Genomic DNA, 23148 nt, shown 5'->3' with positions numbered 1-23148 from the left:
AACATGCGTCCCAGGGTAGCGCGGAGGTCTTTACCAGGCGGCACGGGCGCGTGTCGCGCTCACCCGCCCTCGCCGCCGCGGTACTGCTGCACGGCCCAGCCGTTGCCGTCCGGATCGGCGAAGAACAGGAACGTGCCGCCGTCCCCCGGCGCCATCACCTGCGGCTCCCCGGGATCGAGGCCGCGACCCAGCAGCTCCTCGCGCGCCGCCTCGACGTCATGCACCACCAGCTGCACGCCCTGGAGCGACCCGGGCTCTCCCTGGCCGATCCCGTGACCCATCACGATCGAGCACGCCGAGCCCGGCGGCGTCAGCTGCACGATCCTCATGCCCGGCCCCACCTCCTGATCGAAGTCGAGCACGAACCCCATGCGGTCCCGGTACCAGTCGCGCGACGCCTCGACGTCGCTCACCGGCACCACCACCACCTCGAGCTTCCAGTCCATGACGGCCTCCTCGCGTCGCCCCTTCGACGGTAGGACGCGGAGTCGGGTGCGGCAACGGGACGATGCGCGGGTCGCGCGGGCACGCGCAGGTACCCTGGTCCCGGCGTGCGAGCGCCGCCGGCCCCCGTAGCTCAGTGGATAGAGCGTCGGACTTCTAATCCGTTGGTCGCTGGTTCGAATCCAGCCGGGGGCACCGAGAATTACCAGGCATGACGCCAACCTGACCAGGTGCGACACCCCCTGAAAATCCCCATGTGTGCACGATGTGTGCACGCGAGCCCCCGTGAGCACGTCACACCGCCTTGAGGTGACGACGCTTCGACGGTGCCGGCACCAGGTCGGCAGCCTTGTTCGCGGCCGCCGTACCGACGCCCTCGAGCAGGTGTCCGTACACGTCGACGGTGACCGCGATCGACGAGTGCCCGAGCATCTTCGACACAACCGCGATAGGCGTCCCGGCGGCTATGAGTAGCGACGCCGCCGTGTGCCGCAGATCGTGGAACCGGATGACGCGCAGCTCCGCCCGCTTCGTGAGGCTCTCGAACGTCTTCGACACCCGCTCGGGGTGAAGGTCGGTGCCGTCCTCGCGGGTGAAAACGCGGCCCGTCTTGTGCCACGCGGTGCCCCACGCCTTCGCGTCCTCCGCCTGCTGCACCTGCTGAGCCTTGAGCGCGTCGACCGCACGGTCAGCGAGGTCGACGCGGCGCACACCCTTCGACGTCTTCGGGGCCCGCTCCTCAACGTCCCACGAGATCGCGACGAGCTGCCGGCGGACCGTGATGACACCGGCCTCAAGGTCGACGTCCTCCCACGCCAGGCCGCACACCTCTCCACGACGCAAACCGGTGAACGCGGCAACCTCGAACAGCGGACCGAGACGATGCTCGGCGACGGAGTCGAGGAACGTCGCGACCTCGGCCGGCTCCCACGGTGCAAGGTCCGGACGGGTCGCCTTCGGCAGCGCGAGTCCCGCACCAGCTGCCGGGTTCGTCGCGATGAGCTCCTCACCGACCGCGTCGGACAGCGCGGCGCGCAAGGTCGCGTGGATGCGGCGTACGGTCGCCGGCGCACGCCGCTTGCCCTTCGGGTCCGTCTTCGTGGTCGCCGCGTGCAGCATCTGGTTCACGTGGACCTTCCGCAGATCCCGCAGTCGCACCGCACCGATCGTGGGGACGATCGTGTGGTCGATGTGCCCCCGGTACGAGCGTGCCGTGGTCGGGCGGATGTCACCGGCGGCGATCGCCCGCTCGAGCCACCGCTCGAGGTACGCGGCGAGCGTCATGCCCTCGTCGTGTCGCAGCGCGCCGTCATCCTTCGCGCGCAGCACCTTGTTCAGCGCGGTCACGGCCTTCGCCTGGGTCGGGAATCCGAACTTCGTGATCCACCGCCGGCGTCCGGTGCCGGGGTCCGTCACGGACGTCCGGTAACCCCAGGATCCGTGCGCGGCCTCGCCGAACCGCTCGCACGTCTTCCAGCGCAGCTTGCCCGCCTCGTCGCGGCAGCCGCACCGCCAGGCGACACCAGGCTTCTCACGCGTCGACATCGGGAAACTCACCGCCCTCGTTGATGTAGTCGCGCAGGGCAATGTCCCTGGGCGTTCCTTCGTCGCGGTCGAGGCGGTCCATCCATGCGTCGTCGACGACGCCCTTCTTCCAGCTGTAGAAGTTGCGCGCCCATTGCTTGTTGTCGTCGTGGTCGGTGCCGTAGAGCGCGCGGCGCACGGAGGCGAGTTCCGCAATCACGTGCTCGCGCGACGCTTCGTCGTCAGGCAACGCCTCCACCATGCGGGCCTCGGCCTCCTCGACTTTCGCGTAGAGAGCGCGCTCGCCCTTGACGTGGGCATTCCACGCGCGCGTCGCGTCACCCCACTGCCTTACGAGCGCGCGAATCCCGTCGACTGCCGCGAGCTCGGGCGGCAAGCGCATGACCTCGAGATCGACACCGAAGACCTTCGACAGTGCGATTGCTTCCGAGTAGCGGATGCGCTGCTTGCCTTCCTCGATGCGCTTGAGGGACGCCGCGTCGAGATTGATGGTCCTGTCGCGCTTCTCGAGCTGCCGGCACACGTCCGCGAGGGACCAGCCTCGGCCATCGGCTTGCTTCTCCTTGCGGATGCGTCCGGCGTTGAGGCCGATGTTCCGCTCGACGGGTGAGACCTCGAACTTACGTTGTTGCGTCATGCCATGAAGTCAACCACTAGTGCCTTGCTTGCGCAACGGCTGGATGGATTTGATTGGCAGTGAACCTGGAGGACACCATGGACGCAGCAAGTACCGGAGAGACGTACCTCACCACCGAGGAGCTCGCCGCGAAGTTCCGCACCAACATCGACACCGTGCGCTACTGGCGACACCGAGGCATCGGACCCCGCGCCACCAAGATCGGCCGTCGCGTGCTGTACGCCGCAAGCGACGTCGCCCGATGGGCCGACGAGCGACGCGAAGCGGTCGCATCGTGAACGCCATCGCACCCGCACTCACTGCGATCCGTGACAAGGCCACGATCCCGCTGTGGCCCGACGCCGCGAAGATCATGGGCGTCGGCAAGACCGGCATCTACGCCGCCGCCGCCGCCGGCGAGATCCCGACCGTCCGGCTCGGACGCCGCATCCTCGTCCCCGTCCCCAAGCTCCTCGCCATGCTCGGCGAGCAGGCCGGCGGTGAAGCGGCTTGAGCGAGCGACGTACGACATCGAACCCCGCACCGTCGACCACGGAGAGCAAAGACCGCCCGCCCCTTGCAGAGCCTGACGAGAAGGCGATCGTCGTGAAGGCCCTTCGCGTGTCGAAGGGTCCCGGCAATCGCACCGTGACCGTCCGCTGCCCATACTGCCGCCGACTCCACGTCCACGGCTGGCCCCGCGAGTACGCCGGCGAACACCCCGGCAACCGCCTCTCCCACTGCGTCAAGCCTGAACTCTGGGGCTCCTACGACATCGTCGTGGAGGCCACGTGAACGCCGCCCCCGACAGCCCTCAAGCAACACAGTCCCCGGCCGTGCAGCGGGCCGACGACCTCGTGACACTGCAGATGCACGCCGCGAGCCTGGGAATCCCGGCCAGCGTCGCCGGCTACAAGCTCCGCCAGCCCGAGCAGTACCCCTTTGAAGTCGCCGAAGAGGCGATGAAGCTCAAGACCCGCGATGACGCACGCCGCGCGTACGCCGACTTCCAAGCCGCCCGCAACCCGCAGCCCATCCTCGACATCGCCACCGTCGGCGAGCACCTCGAGAACTCGACCGAACCGCCATGGCGCGCGGCGGGCCTCATGCCCGCCAACGGAGGCACCCTCATCGTTGCGCAGCGCAAGACCGGAAAGACCACCCTCACCCTCAACATGGCGCGAGCCTTCGCGACCGGCGAGCACCTCCTCGGCCGCTTCGAAACCACCCTCACCTCCGGACCCGTGGGCCTGCTGAACTTCGAGGTGTCCGGACACCAGATCGCACGATGGGCCGCCGACGCCGGCTTCGACGACGACATCGAAGACCTCCTCGTGATCGCGAACCTCCGCGGCGTCGCCAGTCCCCTCAAGCCCGGACGCACACGCGACCAGCTCGCTGCCCGCCTCCGCGAGCTCGAGATCGAGACACTCATCGTCGACCCCTTCGGGCGCGCGTACACCGGCCAGTCCCAAAACGATGCCGGCGAGGTCGCCGCATGGCTCGCAGAGCTCGACACGTTCGCACGCGCTGAAGTCGGCGCGAAGGACCTCGTCCTGACCACGCACGCCGGATGGAACGCCGACCGGTCACGCGGATCGTCCGCGCTCGAGGACTGGGCCGACTCGATCATCTACCTCACCCGCGACGACGAAGGCCGCCGATTCCTCCGCGCCGAAGGACGCGACGTCCTGGTCGACGAGGACGAGCTGCACTACGACGACGTCACGCGCACGCTCTCCCTCGCCGGGACGGGATCGCGCAAGGTCGCGGCAGCGCACCGCCGCCAGGAAGCCCTCATCGAGCCCATCACCGAGATCCTCCGCAAGCACCCGGGCTCGACGGGCAAGCAGGTCACCGAGCGTCTCCGCGAGGCCGGCTTGTCGTTCTCGAAGGGCGAGGAGGGCAAAGCCCTCAAGCTCGGCGTCGCACGCGGCTACTACACCTGCGCACGTGGTCCGCATGCCGCGAATCACTACTCAATCGCCTACGTTCCCGAGATTCCCGCAACCTTCCCGGAGGGACCTGACCTGTCCTCCCCGCGCTCCCCTATAGGGAGCGGGGAGGTCACCGGGGACCAGATCACCCTCAACCTCCCCGGACGGCCGCACCCATGACCACCACCACGGCCGTACAGCACCTCGCGATCACGACACCCTCACCGTGGCTCCGCCGAATCGCGACCGCTCGCGTCCGTGCCCTCATCGGCACCACGCGCCGCGCAACCGTCCGACACGGACGCGCGACGGTTATCGCGCCCCTCACCATCGGCGCACTCGATCACGCCGCCCTCACGATCCGCACGTGCGACCGCTGCCGGCCCGCCTTCAACCCCGCTATCCAGACCGCGCAGCTCACCGCCGCGGTCGCCGGCACTCGCCTCGAGCTCCTCATCGGACTCTGTTCGTGGCACATGCGTGTCGAGCTGCCCGACCTCGACCGCATGCAGGGGGTCCGACGATGACCACCGCCTCGAGCGCACGCCACAACATCACGATCCCGCCCGACGGGGAACGCGCATCCCGCATGGCATGCCTCCTCAAGCGCCACGGCATCCCCGCCGACGAGTTCACCCGCGTCCCCGCGGCATGGACCCCGATCGAATTGACCGACCTCATGCGCCGCCGCATCCGCAAAGACACACCCGTCAGCTACAGCGTCCACGTCCCCCAAGAGCCTGCACGCGGCCGCATCACCATCGACCCCCGCACCGCCTACTCACGAGCCGCACGACTCGCAAAGGCCGGCTACGACGTCACCGTCTACGTCATCCCCACAGACACCCCGAGAGAAGCGGAACGGGAACATTCCCGAACTTCCATACACGCGCAGCCGCACGCGCGCGAGGACGGGACCCGCAATGAGTGACAGCCACGACACCGCAGCCATGATCCGCGCGATGCTCGACGCCGCCGGCATCACCTCGAGCACGCCGCCGACCGCAGCCGAGATCCGTGCCGCCGTCGGCGTCTTCCACCAGCGGGGCGAGTACGAGCGTGCCGACCGTCTCGTCGCCCTCACCCGCAACCCCGACGAGGTCATGCCAGGCGTCCCGATGGACCCGACAGCAGTGCAGCTGCAAGACATGCAGGCCGCGTTCCTTGCCGACATCGAGCACGCCTTCACCGTCGCACGTCTCCCGCTGCCAGCGGATGGGGTGCCGCAGCGGGCCGACTTCACACGCCTCGCACACCGGCTACGCGACATGGGCGAGGACGAGCTCGCGAAGCGGATCGGCACCGCCGGCGCGGCAGTCGCGGAAGCCACGGAGAAGTACTTCGCCGAGCGTACGAATGGAGCAGCAGAGTGAGGAAGTCGAGCAAGCGGGGGCAGTCGCACGACCTGGGAGTGCGGAAGGCCCGCTGTCAGGCCGCCGAAGCGGACATCGCTCGCGACGGACGCGGCCCCGGCATGCGTGCGAAGCCACGGAACCCGAAGCACCACCCGCGCAAAGTCCGCGAGACGAGTGCACACATGGTGCTCACACGCGTGTTTCCCCAGGCAGATCGTGCGGCTGTGGATACCGAATCCGATGCTCCCGCCCTCAGCCGCCCGAGCAATCCCGCCCCCGTCACCGGCCGCAGCCTGCGTGCCGGTGACGTCCCGATCGTCCGGTTCCCCCGACAGAGCCGGATCAACCAGCCCTATCCCGGGCGCAACGAGTAAGGAACCCCACCATGCCCCTGAAGAAGATCACCGCCCACGCGGGCGAGGCCGCAAACGGCCCGTCCGGCAACGGCGAGAACGTCGTCTACTTCGTGAACGGCGTCGCCTACACGGACGACGCCGTCCTCATCTCGTACTTCGAGCGGAAGATGTCCCAGATCGGGCCCTACGGCGCTGAAGCGGCGGCATTCGTCGTCGAGGATGCTGCCGAGATCCCCGAAGAGCACGCGACGCTCGTCGCACAGTTCGCGGACACGTACGCGGACACCGGCGCAGTCGGCACCTCGCATCTGGACACCCCGGCCGAGGACTGGGACGGCGACCCCTCGTCCGCGCCCTCGCGGCCGGACGACCGCCGGGTCATCCCCTACCGCGACTACACCCGACCCGGCATCGCAGCTCCGGAAGACGAGACCCTGCCCGCAACTGCGAAGCGTGTCATCGCACCCGCGGGGACTCTCGCCAACGGTCGCCACAACACCAACCCGAACGCGCACAGCGCGTACTTCGTCGACGGCGTCGCCTACCTCGACTCCGCCAACGCCGACGACGCAATCCTGCTCGCCTACTTCGGCCGCAAGGGGTTCACGATCGAGGACGCCGGCGGCGACACCCTCGACTCGGCCTACATCGACCGTCTCGCAGCCATCTACACCGAGATCGATGAGACAGGTATTCGTCCCGCAGTCGCAATGCAGGACGCGAACGGCACCCCCTACGTCAACTACGGCCCCGGCCGAAGGAGCTGAACCACCATGACCATTGAAGCGATGAAGAAGACCGCGACGGCCCTCAAGGACCTCCTCCGCGAGGCCCAGCAGGAGCGCGCCAAGGCGCTGTCCCACCAGGACGAGCACCTGACCGATGAGGGCCTCAACGCGAAGCGCAACGAGCTCGCGAAGGAGGTCGCCGCGAAGTACGGTCCGCAGATCGACCGTCTCGAGTCGGTCCTCGACGCCGAATCCGCGACCGTCGCGCGGCTCGGCCAGGGTGCTCGCCCGAAGGTCGACGCCGCGACCGTCGACCGCGCATGGGCGCACGTGAAGACCCGCCTCGACCAGGGCATGCCCCTGCAGACGGTCCTCGCGAACGCGACCATCGAGGAGGCCATCGCGATCCGCACGAACGCGCCCGCGATGCTCGACGCGCAGGCGTACAAGGCCCACGCCTCGAAGGGCGTCGCCGCCGGCACTTACGAGCCGTTCGACGCCAGCCCGCTCGAGCGGGCCGTGGACCAGCGCCTTTCGAAGGCGTTGCGCCAGGCGGGCAAGACGGCGGAGGCCGACCTGCTCGACGCGTCCCACGCTGCAGCTGTCGTCCACGCCGGTGCCGGCCCCGCGCTCCGACACACGCGGAACGTCCTCGCCGGACAGGCGACCGCCGGTGGACTGCAGGCGGCTGTCGACAGCCACTACGCCGCCGCACAGGCCGGTAACGCGGCCGTCCCGACAGGTGGGGAGGACGCCGCGTAGCCGCGCACCGCGACAGGTGGGGCGACCGCGTCCGTGATCTTCGCCCGCCCCACCTTCGCGGTGACGCTGGACCGTCACCGGTGATCGGGATCTACGTGACGGTCCACCCGTGGGGGCCGGTATGGCCATGGCCGGCCCCCACGGACACCCCCAACTGATCCGCCCGGAAGGACCCCCGCCATGACTCTCCGAGTCGCAGAACTCGAATCCCTCTTCACCGCCAACATCACCCCGTTCGAGCAGGGCGCGCAGCGCGTCGAGGCCCGCCAGAAGGCTCTCGACGGCAGCAGCGTCGACATCGCCGTCAACGCGGACGGCGCGTCCGCACTCCGCACGATGGATCAGGTCGAATCCACCGCCCGGTCGCTGCCCGACTCCGATATCACCGTGACCGCCGACACGACACAGGCGGAGGGTGCGCTCAACAGCCTTGAGAACGACGCAGACAAGGCGGGCCGCAGTGCGGGTGACGCTGCAGGTTCTGGCCTCTCAGCGGGCATCGTGGGCGCACTCGCGACCATCCCCATCGCCGGTGCCGTCGCACTCGCCGGCAAGGCCGTCGCCGACGGACTCGTGCAGGCGTTCCAGGACGGCCTCGCCGTGGAGGTCCGCTCCGACCGTCTCGCCGCAACCTCCGGTCTGGACCCGGTCACCGTCGGCCGTCTCGGCCGTGCAGCTGGCGAGGCGTACGCGGACAACTGGGGTGCGTCGATCGAGGAGAACTTCGACACCGCACGGATCGCCGTGCAGACCAGCCTCCTCGACCCGGACGCCACCAAGCGTGACGCGCAGACGATCATCAGCGACCTCGCCGGGATTTCCGACCTCATCGGTGAGGAGACGTCACGCATCGCCCGCTCAAGCGCGCAGCTCATCAAGACCGGCGTCGCCGCCAACGCGGACGAGGCATTCGACATCATCGTGAAGGGCCAGCAGGCAGGCCTCAACGTGTCCGAGGACTGGCTCGACACGCTCGACGAATACTCCACGAAGTTCCGTGACCTGGGACTGACCGGTCCGCAGACCCTCGGCCTGTTGCGTCAGGCGATCGCCGCCGGCGCACGCGACACCGACACCGCCGCGGACGCCCTCAAGGAATTCGCGATCCGTGCCATCGACGGATCCGACACGACCCGCCACGGATTCGAGGCGCTCGGCCTGTCCGTGCGTGATATGCGTGACGACATCGCCGGCGGCGGCGACGCTGCAGCGTCCGCACTCGACGTCACCCTGGACCGGCTTCGCGCCATCGAAGATCCGGCGAAGCGTGACGCGATCGCGGTCGAGCTGTTCGGTACCAAGGCCGAGGACATGGGCGACGCCCTGTACGCCATGGACCTGTCCAACGCCGTCAAGCAGCTGGGGGACGTCGAGGGTGCCGCAAGCGACGCCCTCGCGACCCTGACCGACAACGACCAGAACGCCATCGACACCGCAGTGCGCAACATCGAGCTCGCAGCGGACGGCATCAAGGGTGCCCTCGCGGGCGCATTCTCACCCCAGATCGAAGGTGCAGCGAACTTCGTGACGGAGAACCGTGAGGCCGTCGTGGGCTTCCTCCTCGATGTCGCGAACGGGGCACTCGACATGGGTCGCGCGATCGTCGACGGCATCGCCACAGGCGGGGAGGCCGTGGGCGACTTCGTTGCTGGCCCGCTCGCCGATCTGGTCGACGGCATCGCGGGCGCGCTTGACGGGTTCGATCGACTCCCGGGCGACCAGCAGCTGTCCGGCTCGATCGAAGGCCTCCGTGAGACGGCAGATGCGATGCGTGGCGCGGATGAGGCGGCAGCGGCCGCCGGCGCGACGATCCGCGAGAAGCTCATCACGAACGGCCTCGACGTGGCGCAGCGCAAGCTCAACGACTTCGGGGACGGCCTGCTCGCTGACGCCGCCCTGCATGACCGGACGTTCGCGCTCGCGAAGGATATCGACGCGGTCGGCATCGCCGCTGACGGTGCGAAGGAGAAGGCGTCGGCGCTGTTCACCGACGCCGGCAAGGTCAACACGAAGACGGATGCGGGCCAGGCGCTCGCGGAACAGCTCGACGGGATCGCCGCCGGCATGGAGGCGCAGGCCGAGGCGTCCCTCAAGGCGGGTGAGGGTGCCGACGAGGCAGCGGAGTCGCTCGAGGAGATGCGGGGCAACCTGGTCGATCAGCTCGAGGCGCTCGGCCTGACCACCAAGGAAGCCGAGAACCTCGCCGACGCGTACGGCCTCATCCCCGAGGACGTCGTGACAAAGGTGACTCTCGACAACTACGCCGAGACGTACGAGCAGCTTGCCGCGATCGCTGAGCAGGTTAAGGCGATCGATCCGGCCGTGCATGTTGCGATGGGGCAGGGAGGTTCCGGCGGTCTGGTGGTCGGCCGTGCGGCCGGCGCGATCGACGTGCACCGTATGGCGCTCGGTGGCGTCCTGTCCCCCATCGCACAGACCGTCGCCCCCGGGACGATGCGTGTCGTCGGGGATCGTCTGGACGTGGAAGAGGCCTTCATCCCGCTCGACGGGTCCCCACGGTCGATCGCGATCCTGCTCGAGACGATCCGACGGATGCCGAACTTCCGGGGCATGGCCGACGGCGGTATCCACGGTCAGCCGACGATCATCCCCCAGTCCGTCACACACCAGCGCGACAGCCGGATCCACGTCGAGCACTTCCACGGCACCATCGACGACTTCGAGCGTGAGATGCAGGCACGCGAGGACTCCACTGGCGGCCGCCGCAACTGACCGCACGAGCGACGTCCCGGCACACTCTGGGAGGGGCAGGGTGCCGAGACGTCGCACGTGTCAGCGAAACGGGCGGCGGCCTACTCCTTGGTCAGGACGGACGCCCCGGGCTGCGGCCCGCCGTGGAGCAGCCGGTACGCGAGCGCGTACTGCTTGATCTCCTCGCCCTGATAGCCATCATCGATCGCCTTCACCAGCGCCTTCAGCACCGCGGACTTGGCTTCCGACACACCGACATGATCTGTACCGCTCTCAGCCACGATGGCCTCCTCACCTTTGGGTTGTGGTGCCATGACCATCGCACGAAGGTCGGACAGCGCACGGATCTGCTGAACAACCTCGGGTTTCAGGGGCGAGCGCTGTCAGAGCACCCCCATAGGGTGCGGCCATGAGTCTCAAGGGTCTAGTTCCCGGCGTGTTGTTGTTCGCCGCTTTTGCCTACGTCGTCACCTTCCACATGGACTGGGTCTTCGCCGCGGGCGAATGGATCGGGAACATGTTCCTCGCCCCGCTCGCCGAATAGAGGCACGAACCCGGGACGTTCGACCCGCGCCGCACCCCACCGGTGCGCGACTACGGTGGTCTCGTTCGTCCCGCGGCAGCGCTACCCGCCCCCCCCTAGCAGCAGCCGCGGGACGAGTCACGTGCGAGCCCGGACGTCGCTCGCCCTTGCGCGGCCGTCCTTGTGAGATATGGGACAGCACCTTTCCAGCGATGATGAGCCGCGCTAGGCTCCCCGCCATGGCGCTGGGGACACCAAGGGGGGACTACGGCACGCTCGAGCCGAGGATTCATCGGGCGACGCTCGATGAGGTTGAGCAGCTGTTCGTGCGCGACGCGCCGTTCGCGGCAGAGCGCGAGCATCTGTTCAACGCCCTACGTGGATGGGTCGCGAACTTTGACGCCGCTCTCCCCGGGGCGCGACTGTGGCTCGACGGTGGGTTCGTTACACACAAGCCGTGGGCGCCGCCGAAGGACGTCGACATCGTTGCCCACCACACCCAAGACGTCGCAGAAGCGTGGTCAGAGGCGGAGCATAAGGTGCTAGCAAGCCTCTTGAATGGTGCTGACGGGACTAAGCCGATGGGTGGTCTCGTTGACGCGTACTGGTTCATCAGCGGCGACCCGCACGCATCGCCATACTGGAAGAACCAGTGGTCGAGAGTGCGGGGCGAAGACGGCCGAGAAGTGATCGGCCATGCGAAGGGGTTCGTGGAGGTGGTGCGCGCATGACGAATGACATGGAGCTCCACGTCGGCGACGCCCGCGAGTTAGCACGCGAAGCCTGGCGCCACGCGCCGGCGGGACCGCTCGGCGACATCATGCGCCAGTCGATGCGAGCGATGGCGCATGACGACCCGCAGACCCATGCAGCGCTCGCCGATGAGGGCGCTGCGTTCAGCGGTGTCCTCGATCTCCATCTCAACGACGCCCACACCCCAGAGCACACCGTCGCCGTCGACACGCTCACCGCCTTCCTGCGCGGACTGATGGACGCCGTGAAGGAGACGTCCAAGGCAACACTGCGCAAGAAGCGCTACTCGAACCGGCTGCTGGTAACTGGCTTTGCGCTGGGATCCGTGCGCGTCACGCTCGTCACGCCGCCGGTACGTACCCGGGAGGACATGGCTCCCCTGTCGTCCCTTGCGGAGGACGTTGACGCTGGCAGCCTTGCAAAGGTCGCGGCGATGCTCGCGGGCGACGACGACTCGGCGATCGACGCGTTCGCCGCGCAACTTCCTGTGCGTGCTCGCGCCGGCCTTCGCCGCGCTTCATCGCAGATCATCGCCAACGACTGGGAGTTCACGGGCACGTTCCAGCGCCCGGGCAGCGCCCGCGAGCCGGTGCACTTCACCGCCGCATCGGCACGGCGACTGGCCGACGCGCTGGGATCCGCGTATCGCGAAACGCATCCGCTTCGCGTCTCCGGCCGCATCGATGGCAGTCGACGATCGCTCCTGGTCATGTACTTCGAGCCCGACAGCGGCAGGCCGTTCGCCGCCGCCGTACCCAACGCCGAACTCTACGAACGCGTCGTGGAGCTTGACGCGCCCGAAGGCAAGGTGCTCGCCCACTTCTCCGTTGACGAAGTGATCGCCGCCGGAAGCGATTCAGTGGTTCGTCGCGCCTACACGCTCGAGCGCATCGACCCCCTGGAGCTCGAGGAGCAAGGAATGCTCGACGCGTGACGCAGTGAAGCGGCGTCGTGTGACATATCCGTCACGAGAATCGACGGCTATACGAGGGAGGACGCCCTACGATCGACGGTGACGGCCCGCGGAAATTAGCCCCCCAGCATCTCCGCGGGCCGTAATCACATCCGCCCGCTGGCCAGCGCCTCGAGCGCACCGCGGGCCGTGAAGAACCTCCCCGCGCCGGCACCACCCGACAGCAGCGACAGCGACCAGTACTCGCCAGCCGGCGAGATCCAACCGACCGTCGCACCCTCGACGTCACGCACCACCCACTGGCGGCCGCGGAGTTCCGCCACCAGCTCACCCGCAGTCATCGTGATCGACATGCCGCTTACCGTCTCGAACCTGTCTGACATCGCGGCTCGCCTCTCGCGCTGGCGCGCGCTATCGTGCCTGGCATCGCTACTTCTGGGGGGATTCATGAGCGAGATGCAGGGCCCGGCTGGCTGGTACGCCCGTAATCCGAAGGACGAAACGCGGCTCAGCTTCTGGGACGGACAGGCATGGACCAAGAACACGCTCGTGTTCGACATAGTGCGACCCGCGGCGAGCAACAGCGGGTCGGGCTGCCTTCCGTCGCTCGGCTGGATCGCGGTCGCGATCCTCGTCCTCGTCGGGATCGCCATGGCTGGCTCAGACAGTGTGGGCACGCAAGTCACAGGCTGGGTCCTGTTCCTCGGCACAATCGGGCTCGTTGTGTGGCGCAAGATCGTGGCCCCCAGACGCGCCCGCAACAACCAATCCCCGACTCCCATGACGACAGTGCCCCCGCAGCCAGTCACCCCGCTCCGTGTCGCTGAATCACCCATAGGCGACCACCTCGCGTTCCCCCCGTCGGGGACGGCGGTCGAACCGTGGGGCTCGACCAGGACCCGCGTCGAGGTCGTCGGCGAGGCGTATCGCGAGGACGACCTTCGAGGCCTCTTCGACGAGGCGGGACTCGACATCAGCGACGGCGCCGAGCTGCAGCATGTCGCGGAGGTCGTGGCTGACTTCACGAACCCGCACGATGGGAATGCAGTATCGATCTGGGTGAACGGGTTCCATGTCGGCTACCTCGACCGCGACACAGCACGCGAATGGGCGCCGACCGTGCGACGCCTCGCACAATCCCGCGAGCATCTCCGCGTGCCAGCCCGGATTTGGGCTGCTGAGCGTCCGGGCCGCGTGAACGGCCGCGTCACCATCACGATGCCGCAGCTGCACGAGATCAAGCCGGCCAACCGCCTGCCGGCGGAGCCTTACGTCGTTCTTCCTCGAGGTTCAAAGGTGCAGGTGACCAAGGAGGAGCAACACATGGATGTGTTGACCCCGCTGGCCAAGCCGTCCGGGGTCACGCTCGCGGTAACCCTTCATGCGATCCATGAGATTCGGGCTCGATCGTCGGTCGAGACTGTCGAAGTCCGTGTGGGCGGGGAACGCGTCGGAATCCTGTCTGCAGCCAGCGCCGGGAACCTGCTCCCGCTCGTGAAGTACATCGAGGCTCGCGGCAAGGTCGCCGTTTCGCGGGCGACGCTTGCCGGAAACGCCCTCAAGGCCGACGTGACGCTAGACGTCGCGAAGGCCCAGGAAGTCGACTCGGACTGGCTCGCTGCGCTTGGACCGGAAGTGCCCGGGGCGCCTCGCGTGGCACGCCCGGCGTACGAGTGGGATGACACGGAGTAGGGCGCGCCTAGAACGGCGAGACGCCCCATCCGACCTGTGATGGTCGGATGGGGTGTTTCGCGCGTCAGGCGGGTCGTCAGGTCCGTTGCGGGACGCATTCCTCGCATCCGCCGTCCGGACAGTCGATGACGCATGCACCGTGGCAGCCGCCGCAGATATCGAGGTCGCGATCGAGCTGCATCGACGGCTCTACCCCTTCGCCGCCGCACTCGGGGCACCAGTGCTCGCCTGCCTGCAGGCTGGTGGGTGGGTCGCCTGCGATGAACGACCCGTCTCCGTTGTCGTAGATGCTCGCCATCATGCACCGACCGAGTCGAACACGAAGGCGGGGATCGTGTCGGGCACAGCTGCGACGGTGCTGAGCTCATGGTCGTCGTAGTCGTCGAGCGGCCGGGCGACCCAGATCGCGGGCGCGGAGGCGGGCGCGGTGCCGTCCGGATACTTCAACGCGAACCACGTCTCGGGGTCGACAGCTTCCCCGGCGCTGAGACGCACCGCCAGTGCCTGCAGCGTCGCGAGGTCCGCACTGGTGGTTCCGCCGTACTGGTACACGACGTATGGCGACGGCTCGCGGTCGGAGCGGTACGCGATCGCGCCGATGCGCCTCATGGGCCGGCGCTTCGGGTCGAGGACGTTGGTGAATGTCGAGGCGTAGTGCTTGCTTGGCTGGACGAGCACGTCAGCCGCGAGCGCCGCGACCTGGTCCGGTCCGGCAAGCGGACGGACCGCGACGCGATAGTGGCGGCGTCCGGGGATGATTGCCGAGTTCATGCGTCTTCCCCCGCAATCTGCTCGAGGTACGGGGTGGGGTCGATGCCGCGCCGGTCGCACTGGACTCGGACGAAGTGGGCGAGGGGCTTGCCGTCGCGCTGCGCTGCGCGGGCGGCGGTGATGGGGTCGCGCTCGAGCTGAGTCCGCATCGCTTCGCGCTGCAGATCAGCGAGCCTGCTGGGGTTGGGGGTGGCGTTGTCAGCCATGGTGTCTCCTGGTTGCTTGATCGGTGTGTGCACGAATGTGTGCACGGACTGGCAGAGATCGAGAGGGATGGCCAGGGACGGGCGGCCCCCGCGGTGGCCGATCAAGCAGGCAGGATGAGACAGAGAGGGATTGGCCGAGACGGGGCGGGACGGGCCTCGCCTTACTTCTAATCCGTTGGTCGCTGGTTCGAATCCAGCCGGGGGCACCCGCGCATCGTCCCGCGATGCCCACCCCGAAACCGGGACCCCGTTCGCCCCCAGGTCCCGGGTGCGCGACGCGATCGCCCACTAGCCTTCGAAGCAGGCAGGTACGACCCCGATCAGCGCGCCCCGGAGCGCCGAGAGCGCGCGGGACAGGATGGACGATGCGCATAGGAGTCCCCGCGGAGACGCGCCAGGGCGAGCGGCTGGTCGCGGCGAGCCCCGCCTCGGTCGCGCAGCTCGTCAAGCTCGGCTACGAGGTGGTGGTCGAGGCCGGAGCCGGCACCCAGGCGAGCTTCCTCGACGCGCAGTACCAGGACGCCGGCGCCACCCTGGTGACGGCGCAGGAGGCGTGGGGCGCGGACATCGTGACCTGCGTCAACGCGCCCAAGCCGGGCCAGATCCGCCTCCTCACGCCCGGAGCCACCCTGGTCGCGACCATGGCGCCGCACTCCAACGAGAAGCTGGTCGCCTCGCTCGCGAAGCGCGGCGTCACCGCCCTCGCGCTCGACGCGGTGCCGCGCATCTCCCGCGCGCAGGCCATCGACGTCCTCTCCACCATGTCCAACGTCGCCGGCTACCGCGCCGTCATCGAGGCGGCCGAGCACTACGGCGGCATGTTCACCGGCCAGGTGACGGCCGCGGGCAAGACCGCCCCGGCGACCGTGTTCGTCATCGGCGCGGGCGTGGCGGGCCTCGCGGCGATCGGCGCCGCGTCCAGCCTGGGCGCGCAGGTGCGAGCCTTCGACGTACGCCCCGAGGTCGCCGAGCAGATCGAGTCGATGGGCGGCACGTTCGTGTCCGCCCCCGAGGCGCAGCAGGAGATCAGCGCCGACGGCTACGCGAAGCCCCTCACGGAGGCGCAGCAGGCGGCCGCGATGGACGTCTACGCCGCGGAGGCCGCGAAGGCGGACGTCATCATCACCACGGCGCTGGTCCGCGGCACCGCCCCCACCACCATCACGGCGGACGTGGTCGCGGTGATGCGGCCCGGCTCCGTGATCGTCGACCTGGCGGCGTCGGGCGGCGGCAACTGCGAGCTCACCGTGCCCGGCAGGACCGTCACGTCCGACAACGGCGTCGCCATCGTCGGCTACACGGACCTCACCAGCCGCATGCCGCGGCACACGTCGACGCTGTTCGGCACCAACATCGTCCACTTCATGGCGCTGCTCACCCCGGCCAAGGACGGCATCCTCGCGCTCGACCTCGAGGACCCGGTCCAGCGCGGCATGACCGTCGCGCACGCCGGCGAGGTGATGTGGCCGCCGCCCCCGGTCGCGGTCTCCGCGGCGCCGGCCCCGGCCGCCGCGCAGGGCCCGTCGGAGGAGGAGCTCGCGGAGAAGGCCCGCCTCGAGCGCGAGGCGGCCATCGCGAAGGCGAAGCGTCGGAACTGGCTCTACGGCGCCGGCGCGCTCGCGGCGCTGCTGCTGCTCGCGTTCGCCGACACGGACACCGTCAAGCACCTCACGGTCTTCGCGCTCGCGGTGATCGTGGGCTTCTACGTCATCTCCAACGTCAAGCACTCGCTGCACACCCCGCTGATGGCCCAGACCAACGCCATCTCCGGCATCATCCTCGTGGGCGCGCTCCTCCAGATCGGCTCCGCGGATCCGGTGGTCTCGACCCTCTCCTTCATCGCGGCCGCGGTCGCGAGCATCAACATCTTCGGCGGCTTCCTGGTGACGTACCGGATGCTCGGCATGTTCAGGAAGGACGCCTGATGACCCTCACCTCGCTGGCCACCGCGATCTACGTGATCGCCGCGGTGCTGTTCATCCTGTCGCTCGCGGGCCTTGCCAAGCAGGAGACCGCGCGCCGAGGCAACGTGCTCGGCATGGTCGGCATGGGCCTCGCGCTCGCCGCGACCGTGGTGCTCGCCCTCCAGCAGTCCGAGCGCGAGGCCTGGGTGACCGCCCTGCTCATCGCGATGGTGTTCGCGATCGGCGCGGGCGTGGGCATGTGGCGCGCCCGCACCGTCGAGATGACCCAGATGCCCGAGCTCATCGCGATGCTCCACAGCTTCGTGGGCCTCGCGGCCGTGCTGGTGGGCTTCAACTCGTACCTCACCGAGGAGGCCGACGCGGTCCACCAGGTCGAGGTGTTCCTGGGCGTGTTCATCGGCGCCATCACCTTCACCGGGTCGATCGTCGCCTACCTCAAGCTGTCCGCCCGCATGAAGTCGCGCCCGCTCACGCTGCCGGGCCGCAACCTGCTCAACCTGGGCGCCGTGGTCGCGAGCGCCGGGCTGCTGGCCTGGTTCATCGCCACCAACAGCCTCACGCCGCTGCTCATCATGACCGCCATCGCGCTGGTGCTGGGCTTCCACCTGGTCGCCGCGATCGGCGGCGGCGACATGCCCGTGGTGGTGTCGATGCTCAACTCGTACTCCGGCTGGGCCGCCGCCGCGGCGGGCCTCATGCTCGAGAACGACCTCCTCATCATCACCGGCGCGCTCGTCGGCTCGTCCGGCGCGATCCTCAGCTACATCATGTGCAAGGCGATGAACCGTGCCTTCCTGTCCGTCATCCTGGGCGGCTTCGGCACCGAAGGAGGCACCGCATCGTCCACCGCGAGCGAGCAGGGCGAGCACCGCGAGGTCAAGGCGGCCGAGGCCGCCGACATCCTCTCCGCCGCCCGGTCCGTGGTGATCGTGCCCGGCTACGGCATGGCCGTCGCGAAGGCGCAGTACCCGATCGCGGAGATGGTGCAGAACCTGCGCGGCCACGGCGTGGACGTGCGCTTCGGCGTCCACCCGGTCGCCGGACGCCTGCCGGGTCACATGAACGTGCTGCTCGCGGAGGCGAAGGTGCCGTACGACATCGTGCTCGAGATGGACGAGATCAACGACGACTTCCCCGAGACGGACGTGGTTCTCGTGATCGGCGCCAACGACGTGGTCAACCCGTCCGCGATGGAGGACCCGGGCTCGCCGCTGGCCGGCATGCCGGTGCTCGAGGTGTGGAAGGCCAGGCAGTGCATCGTGTTCAAGCGCTCGATGGCGACGGGCTACGCCGGCGTGCAGAACCCGCTGTTCTTCCGCGTGAACTCGGCGATGCTGTTCGGCGACGCGAAGGCGCAAGTGGAGGAGATCCTCACCCACCTGCGCGTGAGCGACACGGCGGGCGCCTGACGGCCGCCTCGCGGGGGGACGATGCGCGGGTCGCCCGCGCGCGGGCCTCGCGTCCTCGCAGGTCCGGGCCGGTAGGCTGGGCCCCGTGACCACGGATCCGCGGTTCGTCCGGAGCGCCGACGCGCTCGCCGAGGCGGTGCTCGCCCTCGCCTCCGAGGCACCCATCGAGTCGGTGACGGTGACCGAGGTGGCACGCCACGCGCGCGTCACCCGCGCCACCTTCTACAACCACGCGACCTCCCCCGCCGCGCTGCTCGCGCGCGTGCTGGAGCGCGATCTCGACACCATCCGCGCCGAGTTCCTGGTGCGGGTCGCCGGTGACCCCGCGGACGTCGAGCACATCTGGCGCGAGTCCGAGCTCACGCTCGTGGACCACGTGCTGCGCCACGAGGCCGTGTACCGCCAGGGCCTGGGCACCGGCAGCGACGCGCACGGTTCCGTGCTCGCGACGCTGCTCGCCGGTCACGTCGAGGCGAGCCTGGTCGCGTTCGCGCACGACCGCGGCGCCCCCACCGAGGGGCCGGACGCGACGCGGCTCGCGATGGCGGCCGCGTTCGTGGGCCAGGGCACGGCCGGCGCGATCCGCGCGTGGCTCGCGACCCCGGGCACCCACAGCGCCGAGGACGCGGTCGACGTGCTGCTTTCGCTCATCCCGCCGCTGTGGTTCGCGGTCGCGCGCGCCTGAGCACGCGTCCCAGATTCGCTGCGCACAGGGTGCAGGAATCACCCGGGACCTCGGGGTGTTCTGCCTCCCGCCGGGCTCGGCCATGATGAGTCCGTCCCACCGAGTAAGGATCCGCATGACGTCAGCGCTGTTCTCGCCCCTGCCCCTCCGCTCCGTGGAGGCGCGCAACCGCCTCTGGGTGAGCCCGTTGTGCCAGTACTCGTGCGAGGAGCAGGACGGCGTGCCGACCGACTGGCACCTGGTCCACCTGGGCTCCTTCGCGCGCGGCGGCGCCGGCCTGGTGATGGCCGAGGCGACCGCGATCGTGCCCGAGGGGCGCATCTCGCCGTGGGACACGGGCATCTGGAACGACGAGCAGCGGGACGCGTGGGCGCGGATCGTGGACTTCATCCACGGCCAGGGCGCGCTCGCCGCGATCCAGCTCGCGCACGCCGGCCGCAAGGCGTCGACCTACCGCGAGTGGAGCGGCGTAGGCTCGGTGCCCGCGAGCGAGGGCGGCTGGCCCACGGTCGCCCCGAGCGCGATCGCCTTCGACGGCTACGCCGAGCCCGCCGCACTCGATGAGGACGGCATCGCCGCGGTCGTCGAGGCCTTCGCGGACGCCGCGCGACTCTCGCTCGACGCCGGCTTCGACGTGCTCGAGGTCCACGCGGCGCACGGCTACCTGCTCCACCAGTTCCTCTCCCCCGTCTCGAACCACCGCGAGGACCGCTGGGGCGGCGCGCTCGTGGGCCGCGCACGGCTGCTGCTGCACGTGGTGCGCCGCGTCCGCGAGGTCGCCGGCCCCGACGTGCCCGTCTTCGTGCGCGTGTCCGCGACAGACTGGCTCGAGCCCGAGGGCTGGACGCTCGACGACACGGTGACCGTGTCGCAGTGGCTGCGCGAGGCCGGCGCGGACCTGGTCGACACCTCCACCGGCGGCCTCGTGGGCGGCGTGCGCATCCCGACGGGCCCCGGCTACCAGGTGCGTCACGCGGCCGCGATCCGCGAGCGCTCCGGCATCCCCGCGACCGCGGTCGGCATGATCGTCGACGCGCGTCAGGCGGAGAGCCTGGTCGCGTCGGGCCAGGCGGACGCCGTGTTCGTGGGCCGCGAGTTCATGCGCGACCCTCACCTGCCCCTGCGTGCGGCGCACGAGCTCGGCGTCGAGATCGACTACTGGCCCGCGCAGTACACACGCGCCTCGTGGTCCTCGCGCCCCGCGGTGGTGCACGAGGAGGACTGACCTCCTACGCCCCGGACGCCGGGCCAGGCACCGCGCGCGTCGAGCCGCGCACCACGAGCGTGGTGGGGATGGGCGTCGCCGAGGATTCGGCGGCGCCCTCCTCCAGCGCGACCAGCACCTTCTGCATCGCCATGCGGCCCAGCGCCTCGAAGTCCTGGTGCACGGTGGTGAGGGGCGGGTAGAGGTAGGCCGCCTCCGGGATGTCGTCGAACCCCACCACGCTGACGTCCTCGGGCACGCGCAGCGCGCGCCCGCGCAGCGCGGACAGCAGGCCCACCGCCATCTGGTCGTTGCCCACAAAGATCGCGCTGCCCGCCTCGACGTCGAGGTCGATCCCGAGGCGGTGCCCGCTCGCGGCGCTCCAGTCGCCCACCAGCGGCTCGACCACCTCGAGCCTGCGCGCGGCGAGCTCGTCCCTCCACCCGCGCACGCGCTCGGTGGCGTCGGGCGCGTCGGGCGGGCCTGCGATGTGGAGGATGCGCGTGTGCCCCAGCTCGGCCAGGTGGCGCACGGCCGCGCGGGCGCCCCGGTACTGGTCGATGGAGACGATGCGCGGGCCGGCGTGGGCGGTCGAGGCCACGGCCACGATGGGCACCCCGAGGTCGAGCCCCTGCACCACCTCGAGGGCGGCGACCTGCGCGACCACCACGACGATCGCGTCGACACGCTGGCGCAGCAGCCCCTCGATGGCGCCGCGCACCACCGCCTGGTCGTCCCCCGGCACGCCCACGGCGTCGACGCTGTAGCGCGCCTCGCGCGCCGCGAGGTTGATGTGCATCGCGACGGACGCGGGCCCGTGGTCCGTCACGTTGGGCGTGATGAGGCCGATGGTGCGGGTGCGCCGCGTCACCAGGGCGCGGGCCGCGGGCGACGGGCTGTAGTGGAGCTGCGCGATGGCCTTCTCGACGCGCTCCTTGGTGGCGGGGCGCACGTTCGGCATGCCGTTGATGACGCGCGACACCGTCTGGTGCGACACGCCGGCCAGGCGTGCGACGTCGAAGATGTTGGCGGCGCGCGCGCCCTGCTCGTCGGCCACGCGCTACTCCTCGTCCTCGTCGGGCTGCGCGACCAGGGCGAGCAGGGAGTCCGCGGTGAGCTCGACCGCGGCGGCGGTGCGCACCACGCGGCCGTCGCGGACCACCGCGACGCGGTCGCCGACGCGCAGCACCTCCTCGAGCTCCGCGGAGATGAACACCACCGACATGCCGTTGTCGGCAAGCTCGCCCACCAGGTTCTGGATCTCGACCTTGGCGCCCACGTCGATGCCGCGCGTCGGCTCGTCGAGCACCAGGACGCGCGGGGACAGCGCGAGCAGCCGGGCGAGCAGCACCTTCTGCTGGTTGCCACCTGAGAGCGTGCCCGCGGGCCGGTCGAGGTCCGGCGGGCGGATGTCGAGGGCCTCGACCCAGCTCGCGGCCAGCTCGCGCCGCCGTGCGGCGGGGATCTGACGCAGGATCCCTCGCTCGGACTGCAGCGCGAGCGTGATGTTGTCGAGCACGGAGAGCTCGGCGACTATCCCGTCGCGGCGCCGGTCCTCCGAGGAGTAGACCACGCCGAGCGACATGGCCCGGCGGGGCGAGTCCAGCCGCACGTCCTGGCTCTCGATGCGGATCACGCCGGACTCGAGGCGGTTCACCCCCGTCAGGGCGCGGGCGAGCGACGTGCGGCCCGAGCCCAGCAGGCCGGCGACGCCCAGCACCTCGCCCTCCCCCAGGTCGACGTCCGCGTCGTTGATGCCGCGCGCGGAGGAGACCCCGCGGGCGCGCAGCACCACGGCGGCGTCGGGTTCGTCGTCCGCGAGCCGGTCGCGCGACTTGAGCTCGGACGCGCCGCGCCCCAGCATCTTCTGCACCAGGTCGATGCGCAGCAGCTCGCGCGTGAGGTACTCCCCCACCAGCTCGCCGTCGCGCAGCACGGTGACGCGGTCGCAGATCTCGTAAACCTGGTCGAGGAAGTGAGAGACGAAGAGGATCGCGACGCCGCGCGTCTTGAGCTCGCGGATGATGCGGAACAGCTCGGCGACCTCGTCGAGGTCGAGGCTCGAGGTGGGCTCGTCGAGCACCAGCACCCGGACGTCCGCGGAGATGGCGCGCGCGATCGCGACCAGCTGCTGGACGGCGAGCGAGTGGGTGCCCAGCGTGGACGCGGGGTCCACGTCGAGGCCCAGGTCGAGCAGGAACTCGTGGGCGCGCGCGTTCATGGCGCGCGCGCTGATCACGCCGCCGCGACGCGGCTCGCGTCCCAGGCAGATGTTCTCCGCGACGGAGAGGTTGGGAAGGAGCTCGATCTCCTGGTAGACGGTGCCGATGCCGGCCGCCTGCGCCGCGTGAGGATCGCGGAAGCTCACGGTCTCCCCGGCGAGCGTGAGGGTGCCCTCGTCGAGCGCGAGCGCTCCGGTGATCGCCTTGATGAGCGTGGACTTGCCGGCGCCGTTCTCGCCCATGAGCGAGTGCACCTCGCCGGGGAACAGCCGGAAGTCGACGCGGCGCAGCGCGGCGTCGGCACCGAACCGCACCGTCGCGCCGGTGACCTCGAGCACTGGCCGCACCTCGTCCACGCGCCCATTATCGGGGCGGGGACGAGGTGCGGCG

The 23148-nt window shown here is 69.7% G+C and carries 27 protein-coding genes and 1 tRNA gene; 18 read left to right on the top strand and 10 right to left on the bottom strand.

Translation table 11 applies throughout. The annotated features are described in order from the left end of the window. Positions 1–59 precede the first annotated feature (59 nt). Complete coding sequence (locus AOM05_RS05245; protein WP_062520034.1) at positions 60–446, bottom strand: VOC family protein; 387 nt, start codon at positions 444–446, stop codon at positions 60–62. Positions 447–566: 120 nt separating this feature from the next. Between AOM05_RS05245 and AOM05_RS05240 the strand changes: the two genes are divergently transcribed. Next, positions 567–639, top strand: a tRNA-Arg gene (locus tag AOM05_RS05240). Between the two features lie 99 nt (positions 640–738). Here AOM05_RS05240 and AOM05_RS05235 read toward each other — a convergent pair. Together AOM05_RS05235 and AOM05_RS05230 are read right to left on the bottom strand one after the other, a co-directional pair. Beyond that, complete coding sequence (locus tag AOM05_RS05235; RefSeq protein ID WP_062520031.1) at positions 739–1989, bottom strand: tyrosine-type recombinase/integrase; 1251 nt, start codon at positions 1987–1989, stop codon at positions 739–741. After that, a complete protein-coding gene (locus AOM05_RS05230; protein WP_062520029.1) occupies positions 1976–2626 on the bottom strand; it encodes a helix-turn-helix domain-containing protein in 651 nt (216 codons plus the stop codon). Before AOM05_RS05230 ends, AOM05_RS05235 begins: the two co-directional genes overlap by 14 nt. Positions 2627–2703: 77 nt before the next feature. Here AOM05_RS05230 and AOM05_RS05225 point away from each other — a divergent pair, with 77 nt between their 5' ends. The 9 genes from AOM05_RS05225 (at position 2704) to AOM05_RS05185 (ending at position 10476) form a co-directional block, all read left to right on the top strand. Further along, positions 2704–2904, top strand: a complete 201-nt coding sequence (locus AOM05_RS05225) for a helix-turn-helix domain-containing protein (RefSeq protein WP_062520245.1) — start codon at positions 2704–2706, stop codon at positions 2902–2904. Continuing rightward, on the top strand, positions 2901–3119 hold the full coding sequence (locus AOM05_RS05220) for a helix-turn-helix domain-containing protein (protein ID WP_062520027.1): 219 nt from the start codon (positions 2901–2903) through the stop codon (positions 3117–3119). The genes AOM05_RS05225 and AOM05_RS05220 overlap by 4 nt, the downstream gene beginning before the upstream one ends. Before the next feature lie 277 nt (positions 3120–3396). Next, on the top strand, positions 3397–4722 hold the full coding sequence (locus tag AOM05_RS05215) for an AAA family ATPase (protein WP_156165044.1): 1326 nt from the start codon (positions 3397–3399) through the stop codon (positions 4720–4722). Further along, positions 4719–5069, top strand: a complete 351-nt coding sequence (locus AOM05_RS05210; RefSeq protein WP_062520023.1) for a hypothetical protein — start codon at positions 4719–4721, stop codon at positions 5067–5069. Before AOM05_RS05215 ends, AOM05_RS05210 begins: the two co-directional genes overlap by 4 nt. Next, positions 5066–5473 carry a hypothetical protein gene (locus tag AOM05_RS05205; protein ID WP_062520021.1) on the top strand — a complete coding sequence of 136 codons (408 nt, stop codon included), beginning with the start codon at positions 5066–5068 and terminating at the stop codon, positions 5471–5473. The genes AOM05_RS05210 and AOM05_RS05205 overlap by 4 nt, the downstream gene beginning before the upstream one ends. Next, entirely contained in the window at positions 5466–5915 is a 450-nt protein-coding gene (locus tag AOM05_RS05200) for a hypothetical protein (RefSeq protein ID WP_062520019.1), read from the top strand. Before AOM05_RS05205 ends, AOM05_RS05200 begins: the two co-directional genes overlap by 8 nt. A 367-nt stretch (positions 5916–6282) precedes the next feature. After that, a complete protein-coding gene (locus AOM05_RS05195; RefSeq protein WP_062520017.1) occupies positions 6283–7020 on the top strand; it encodes a hypothetical protein in 738 nt (245 codons plus the stop codon). A gap of 6 nt (positions 7021–7026) precedes the next feature. Then, positions 7027–7743, top strand: coding sequence for a hypothetical protein (locus AOM05_RS05190; RefSeq protein WP_156165043.1), 717 nt, complete (start codon positions 7027–7029; stop codon positions 7741–7743). 180 nt (positions 7744–7923) lie between these two features. Next, positions 7924–10476: a phage tail tape measure protein gene (locus AOM05_RS05185; RefSeq protein WP_062520013.1), complete on the top strand. Its 2553-nt coding sequence runs from the start codon at positions 7924–7926 to the stop codon at positions 10474–10476. Between the two features lie 80 nt (positions 10477–10556). Here the strand turns inward: AOM05_RS05185 and AOM05_RS14180 are convergent, their stop codons facing one another. Next, positions 10557–10706 (bottom strand): hypothetical protein, encoded by a 150-nt coding sequence (locus AOM05_RS14180; protein WP_156165042.1) that lies wholly within the window; start codon positions 10704–10706, stop codon positions 10557–10559. Between the two features lie 158 nt (positions 10707–10864). On the opposite strand from AOM05_RS14180, the gene AOM05_RS14680 reads away from it, so the two are divergent. The 3 genes from AOM05_RS14680 (at position 10865) to AOM05_RS05175 (ending at position 12665) form a co-directional block, all read left to right on the top strand. Further along, positions 10865–10999 (top strand): hypothetical protein, encoded by a 135-nt coding sequence (locus tag AOM05_RS14680; protein ID WP_267127696.1) that lies wholly within the window; start codon positions 10865–10867, stop codon positions 10997–10999. A 218-nt stretch (positions 11000–11217) separates the two neighbouring features. Next, a complete protein-coding gene (locus AOM05_RS05180) occupies positions 11218–11709 on the top strand; it encodes a DUF6932 family protein (RefSeq protein WP_062520011.1) in 492 nt (163 codons plus the stop codon). Continuing rightward, the gene (locus AOM05_RS05175) at positions 11706–12665 is read left to right on the top strand and encodes a hypothetical protein (RefSeq protein WP_062520009.1); all 960 of its coding nucleotides are present in this window, start codon (positions 11706–11708) and stop codon (positions 12663–12665) included. The genes AOM05_RS05180 and AOM05_RS05175 overlap by 4 nt, the downstream gene beginning before the upstream one ends. A 125-nt stretch (positions 12666–12790) precedes the next feature. Here AOM05_RS05175 and AOM05_RS05170 read toward each other — a convergent pair whose 3' ends face one another. After that, positions 12791–12997: a hypothetical protein gene (locus AOM05_RS05170; protein WP_156165041.1), complete on the bottom strand. Its 207-nt coding sequence runs from the start codon at positions 12995–12997 to the stop codon at positions 12791–12793. A 94-nt stretch (positions 12998–13091) separates the two neighbouring features. Here AOM05_RS05170 and AOM05_RS05165 point away from each other — a divergent pair, with 94 nt between their 5' ends. Continuing rightward, a complete protein-coding gene (locus AOM05_RS05165) occupies positions 13092–14336 on the top strand; it encodes an HIRAN domain-containing protein (RefSeq protein ID WP_062520005.1) in 1245 nt (414 codons plus the stop codon). Positions 14337–14412: 76 nt separating this feature from the next. On the opposite strand, the gene AOM05_RS05160 is transcribed toward AOM05_RS05165, so the two are convergent. Genes AOM05_RS05160 through AOM05_RS05150 form a run of 3 tightly spaced genes read right to left on the bottom strand, consistent with a single transcriptional unit; the run spans position 14413 to position 15313 of the window. Continuing rightward, positions 14413–14637, bottom strand: coding sequence for a hypothetical protein (locus AOM05_RS05160; RefSeq protein ID WP_062520003.1), 225 nt, complete (start codon positions 14635–14637; stop codon positions 14413–14415). Beyond that, a complete protein-coding gene (locus tag AOM05_RS05155) occupies positions 14634–15107 on the bottom strand; it encodes a hypothetical protein (protein ID WP_062520002.1) in 474 nt (157 codons plus the stop codon). The genes AOM05_RS05160 and AOM05_RS05155 overlap by 4 nt, the downstream gene beginning before the upstream one ends. Further along, positions 15104–15313 (bottom strand): hypothetical protein, encoded by a 210-nt coding sequence (locus AOM05_RS05150; protein ID WP_062520000.1) that lies wholly within the window; start codon positions 15311–15313, stop codon positions 15104–15106. Before AOM05_RS05150 ends, AOM05_RS05155 begins: the two co-directional genes overlap by 4 nt. Before the next feature lie 365 nt (positions 15314–15678). On the opposite strand from AOM05_RS05150, the gene AOM05_RS05145 reads away from it, so the two are divergent. The 4 genes from AOM05_RS05145 (at position 15679) to AOM05_RS05130 (ending at position 20557) form a co-directional block, all read left to right on the top strand. Beyond that, entirely contained in the window at positions 15679–17238 is a 1560-nt protein-coding gene (locus AOM05_RS05145; RefSeq protein ID WP_062519997.1) for a Re/Si-specific NAD(P)(+) transhydrogenase subunit alpha, read from the top strand. Continuing rightward, positions 17238–18647: a Re/Si-specific NAD(P)(+) transhydrogenase subunit beta gene (pntB, locus tag AOM05_RS05140; protein WP_062519995.1), complete on the top strand. Its 1410-nt coding sequence runs from the start codon at positions 17238–17240 to the stop codon at positions 18645–18647. The genes AOM05_RS05145 and pntB overlap by 1 nt, the downstream gene beginning before the upstream one ends. Positions 18648–18732: 85 nt before the next feature. Then, the gene (locus AOM05_RS05135; RefSeq protein WP_062519993.1) at positions 18733–19332 is read left to right on the top strand and encodes a TetR/AcrR family transcriptional regulator; all 600 of its coding nucleotides are present in this window, start codon (positions 18733–18735) and stop codon (positions 19330–19332) included. Positions 19333–19447: 115 nt separating this feature from the next. Beyond that, on the top strand, positions 19448–20557 hold the full coding sequence (locus AOM05_RS05130; protein WP_062519992.1) for an NADH:flavin oxidoreductase/NADH oxidase: 1110 nt from the start codon (positions 19448–19450) through the stop codon (positions 20555–20557). 4 nt (positions 20558–20561) lie between these two features. Here AOM05_RS05130 and AOM05_RS05125 read toward each other — a convergent pair whose 3' ends face one another. Together AOM05_RS05125 and AOM05_RS14675 are read right to left on the bottom strand one after the other, a co-directional pair. Further along, a complete protein-coding gene (locus AOM05_RS05125; protein ID WP_062519990.1) occupies positions 20562–21593 on the bottom strand; it encodes a LacI family DNA-binding transcriptional regulator in 1032 nt (343 codons plus the stop codon). A 3-nt stretch (positions 21594–21596) separates the two neighbouring features. Beyond that, positions 21597–23114: a sugar ABC transporter ATP-binding protein gene (locus AOM05_RS14675; protein WP_062519988.1), complete on the bottom strand. Its 1518-nt coding sequence runs from the start codon at positions 23112–23114 to the stop codon at positions 21597–21599. Positions 23115–23148 lie beyond the last annotated feature (34 nt).

Origin of the sequence: Demequina silvatica (genome assembly GCF_000971215.1) — a bacterium.
GTDB classification, from domain to species: domain Bacteria; phylum Actinomycetota; class Actinomycetes; order Actinomycetales; family Demequinaceae; genus Demequina; species Demequina silvatica.
The sequence above is the reverse complement of the archived record's forward strand: the minus strand, read 5'-3'. Positions and strand labels throughout refer to the sequence as shown.